Genomic DNA, 4,946 nt, shown 5'->3' with positions numbered 1-4,946 from the left:
CTTGAGTTCTAGCGGTCGTTGCAACACTGCTGGCTCAGATGGCGAGTAGATCACGTAGACGCTCGGCTGGTGTATCCCAGCCGAGCGTCTTGCGTGGACGGCCGTTGAGTTCCTGGGCGACGTGTTCGAGGTCTTCGGGGCTGTGCAGGCTCAGGTCGGTGCCTTTGGGGAAGTACTGCCGCAGCAGACCGTTCGTGTTCTCGTTGGAGCCGCGCTGCCAGGGTGAGGCGGGATCGCAGAAGTAGACCGGCATCCCGGTGGCCATGGTGAACTGCTTGTGCCGTGCCATCTCGGCTCCCTGGTCCCAGGTGAGGGAGCCGCGCAGGTGCGGGGGGAGGTTCTGGACGGTGTGGACGAGTCCGTCGCGGACGGCTGTGGCGTCGTGGGAGTTGCTGGGCAGGTGGACCAGCATGGTGTAGCGCGTGGTCCTCTCGACCAGGGTCGCGATGGCAGACCGGCCATTCGCGCCGATGATCAAGTCGCCCTCCCAGTGCCCCGGAACCGCCCTGTCCTTGACCTCCGCGGGACGGCTGCTGATCATCACCATCGGGTCGTTGAACCGAGGGGTGCGGCGGCCGGGGTCGCGTCGTGGCTTGCGCCGGGTGCGACCGGTGCGGACAGCCGCCTGGACCTCCCGCTTCAGACCGCCTCTGGCCTGCAAATACAGTGCCTGGTAGATCGTCTCCACGCTCACACGCATGCTCTTGTCGTCGGGATGGCTCTTGGTCAGAGCGTGGCAGATCTGTTCCGGGGACCACCGCCTGCGCAGGCCGTCCCGGACGAAGTTGCGCAACGGGCTCTCGCAAACCAGCTTGCGTTCCTTCGGCCGGGGCCTGCGCGCGGCGGCGGCCCGGTGGGCTGCGTAGGGGTGGTAGCCGGCAGTCCCCGAATTGCTCCGCAGCTCGCGTGAGACGGTGCTCGCCGGGCGCCCCAGAGCCCGTCCGATGGCCCTCAGCGACTGGCCTGCGGCATGGAGATCGCGTATCCGCTCCCGCTCGGAGAGCGACAGGAATCGTTGGTGCAGCTTCTTCTCAAGGGACTTGAGGCTCACCGGCGCCTTGATGATCACACCGGACATCGTGACGGTTCCGGTCGTGTAGTTCACACGCCGGCCGTCCGGGTAGACCCGCGAGTTGTTGATCTTGCGGACGCGGTTGTCCCAGTCCTGGGCCGTGCGCGGGTTCACCCCAACCTGCTGGGCGGCCTTACGGCGGGAGACGCCCCGGGCCCGCAGCTTCCTGTAGTCCTCGCGCCGCGGATGCCCCAGATGCCCCGTAGTCATGCCCGCCTGGCGGGCCAGGGTGAACGCAGTGTTCAGGTTCAGCCCCAGCTCACGGGCCACGGGCGACACGCTCCCCACGGCATCCAGCCGCTCAAGGAAACGCCTCTTCAACGCCGGATCGATCCTCTTGCCACCCACGGTCCTCGCAACTCCCATCGATCATGAGTGTTGCGAGGACCGCTAGAACCTAAGCAGCGCGGGGCCCTTTCTGTTTCCTGCTTGCGGCCCGTGGTGCGGGGTACGGGCCGGCCCGTACCCCGCGAGGGGCTCAGAGGTCGAAGACCTCGGACATCAGCTGGGCGTGCTCCGTCTGGTGGCGCTTGGCGGAGCCGACCGCCGGGGAGGACGACGACGGGCGCGAGACCCGGCGCAGCCGGTCGGCGTTCGGCACCTGGCCGGAGCCGATGATCAGGTCCAGGTGGTCGACCAGGTTGAGCGCGATGAACGGCCACGCGCCCTGGTTGGCCGGCTCCTCCTGGGCCCAGACGAACTTCGCCGCACCGCTGTAGCGCGCCAGCTCCGCCTGGATCTCCGCGCCGGGCAGCGGGTACAGCCGCTCCAGCCGGATGATCGCCGTGTCGGTGGCGCCGCGCTTCTGCCGCTCGGCGTCGAGGTCGTAGTAGACCTTGCCGGAGCAGAAGACGACCTTGCGGACCGCGGCCGGGTCGACGGAGTCGTCGCCGATGACCGGCCGGAAGCCGCCCGCGGTGAACTCGTCCGTCCGCGACGCCGCCGCCTTCAGCCGCAGCATGGACTTCGGGGAGAAGACCACCAGCGGCTTGTGGTGCGGGTTGTGGACCTGCCAGCGCAGCAGGTGGAAGTAGTTCGACGGCAGGGTGGGCATCGCGACGGTCATGTTGTTCTGCGCGGAGAGCTGCAGGAACCGCTCGATACGGGCCGAGGAGTGGTCCGGGCCCTGGCCCTCGTAGCCGTGCGGCAGCAGCAGCACGACGCCGGAGGACTGGCCCCACTTCTGCTCGGCGGAGGAGATGAACTCGTCGACGACGGTCTGCGCGCCGTTGACGAAGTCGCCGAACTGCGCCTCCCACAGCACCAGGGAGTCCGGGCGGGCCAGCGAGTAGCCGTACTCGAAGCCCATCGCCGCGTACTCGCTCAGCAGCGAGTCGTAGACGTTGTAGCGGGCCTGGTCCGGGGCGAGGTAGTTCAGCGGGGTGTAGTCCTCGCCGGTCTTCTGGTCGACGAGGACCGCGTGCCGCTGGCCGAAGGTGCCGCGGCGGGAGTCCTGGCCGGCGAGCCGGACCGGGGTGCCCTCCATCAGCAGCGAGCCGATCGCGAGCGTCTCGCCCATGCCCCAGTCGATCGTGCCCTCTTCGACCATCGCCACCCGGCGCTGCAGCTGCGGCAGCAGCCGCGGGTGCACCGAGACCTGGTCGGGGAGGCTGACCTGGGAGTCGGCGATCCGCTTGACGACCTCCTCGGAGACGGCCGTGTCCACGGCCACCGGGAAGCCGGGCAGCGCGTGCGGCGGCACCTCGGCCTGCACGGGCGTCTCGGTGGCGTCCCGCACCTCGGTGAAGACCTTCTCCAGCTGGCCCTGGAAGTCCTGCAGGGCCTGCTCGGCCTCTTCCATGGTGATGTCGCCGCGGCCGATCAGGGACTCGGTGTAGAGCTTGCGCACCGAGCGCTTCTTGTCGATCAGCTCGACCATCTGCGGGTTGGTGAACCGCGGGTTGTCGCCCTCGTTGTGCCCGCGGCGGCGGTAGCAGATGAGGTCGATGACGACGTCCTTGTTGAACGCCTGGCGGTACTCGAAGGCCAGCCGCGCCACGCGGACGACGGCCTCGGGGTCGTCGCCGTTGACGTGGAAGATCGGCGCCTCGATCATGCGGGCCACGTCCGTGGCGTACATCGAGGAGCGCGCGGACTCCGGCGGGGCGGTGAAGCCGACCTGGTTGTTGATGACGACGTGCACGGTGCCGCCGCAGCGGTAGCCGCGCAGCTGCGACATGTTGAGCGTCTCGGCCACCACGCCCTGGCCGGCGAACGCGGCGTCGCCGTGCAGCGCCAGCGGCAGCACGGTGAAGTCCGTCCCGCCCTTGCCGATGATGTCCTGCTTGGCGCGGACCACGCCCTCCAGGACCGGGTCGACGGCCTCCAGGTGGGAGGGGTTGGCGGTGAGCGAGACCTTGATCTGCTCGCCGTCCAGGCCGGTGAACGTGCCCTCGGTGCCCAGGTGGTACTTCACGTCGCCGGAGCCGTGCATCGACTTCGGGTCGAGGTTGCCCTCGAACTCGCGGAAGATCTGCGCGTACGACTTGCCGACGATGTTCGCCAGCACGTTGAGCCGGCCGCGGTGCGCCATGCCGATGACGACCTCGTCGAGGCGGGACTCGGCGGCGGCGTCGATGACCGCGTCCAGCAGCGGGATGACGGACTCGCCGCCCTCCAGCGAGAAGCGCTTCTGGCCGACGTACTTCGTCTGCAGGAACGTCTCGAACGCCTCCGCGGCGTTCAGCCGGCGCAGGATGCGCAGCTGCTCCTCGCGCTCCGGGGTGTCATGCGGGCGCTCCACGCGCTCCTGGATCCACTTGCGCTCCTTCGGATCCTGGATGTGCATGTACTCGATGCCGGTGGTGCGGCAGTACGAGTCGCGCAGTACGCCGAGGATGTCGCGCAGCTTCATCATCGCCTTGCCGGCGAAGCCGCCGACGGCGAACTCCCGCTCCAGGTCCCAGAGCGTCAGGCCGTGCTCGTTGACGTCGAGGTCGGGGTGCTTGCGCTGCTTGTACTCCAGCGGGTCGGTGTCGGCCATCACGTGGCCGCGGACCCGGTAGGAGTGGATCAGGTCGAAGACCCGGGCGGCCTTGGTGACGTCGTCGTCGTGGCTGGCGTCGATGTCGCGCAGCCAGCGGACCGGCTCGTACGGGATGCGCAGGGACTTGAACACCTCGTCGAAGAAGTCGTTCTCGCCCAGCAGCAGCTGGTTCATGATCCGCAGGAACTCGCCGGAGGCGGCGCCCTGGATGACGCGGTGATCGTACGTCGACGTGAGCGTCATGACCTTGGAGACGCCCAGCTTGTTCAGCGTGTCCTGGGAGGTGCCCTGGAACTCGGCGGGGTAGTCCATCGCGCCGACGCCGAGGATCATGGACTGGCCGGGCATCAGCCGCGGCACGGAGTGGACGGTGCCGATGCCGCCGGGGTTGGTGAGCGAGCAGGTCACCCCGGTGAAGTCGGCCATGGTGAGCTTGTTGCCCCGGGCGCGGCGGACGATGTCCTCGTACGCCTGCCAGAACTCGAAGAAGTTGAGCGTCTCGGCCTTCCTGATGGCCGCGACGACGAGCTGGCGGTCGCCGTTGGGCTTGACCAGGTCGATGGCCAGGCCCAGGTTGACGTGCTCGGGCTTGACCAGCGTCGGCTTGCCGTCCTTCTCCGCGAAGGAGTTGTTCATCGACGGCATCAGCTTCATCGCCTGGACCATCGCGTACCCGATGAGGTGGGTGAAGGAGACCTTCCCGCCGCGGGCGCGCTTCAGGTGGTTGTTGATGACGATGCGGTTGTCGAAGAGGAGCTTCACCGGGACCGCGCGGACGGACGTGGCCGTCGGCAGCTCCAGCGAGGCGTTCATGTTCTTGGCGACGGCGGCGGCGGGCCCCCGGAGGGTGACCAGCTCGGGGCCCTCGGGCGCCGCGGCGGCGGGCTT

The 4,946-nt window shown here is 68.6% G+C and carries 2 protein-coding genes; both read right to left on the bottom strand.

Annotation, left to right across the window (positions count from 1 at the left end):
• Positions 1-34: 34 nt before the first annotated feature.
• Positions 35-1,282 (bottom strand): IS30 family transposase, encoded by a 1,248-nt coding sequence (locus H5J30_RS17485; protein ID WP_445194944.1) that lies wholly within the window; start codon positions 1,280-1,282, stop codon positions 35-37.
• Positions 1,283-1,550: 268 nt separating this feature from the next.
• Positions 1,551-4,946, bottom strand: a 3,396-nt coding sequence (locus tag H5J30_RS17480; protein ID WP_181788351.1) for a multifunctional oxoglutarate decarboxylase/oxoglutarate dehydrogenase thiamine pyrophosphate-binding subunit/dihydrolipoyllysine-residue succinyltransferase subunit, incomplete at its 5' end; no start/stop codon positions are given.

The organism is Streptomyces phytophilus (assembly GCF_013870535.1).
GTDB classification, from domain to species: Bacteria; Actinomycetota; Actinomycetes; order Streptomycetales; family Streptomycetaceae; genus Streptomyces; species Streptomyces phytophilus.
Note: the sequence above shows the minus strand (reverse complement) of the source record. Positions and strands in the feature narration are given on the sequence as shown.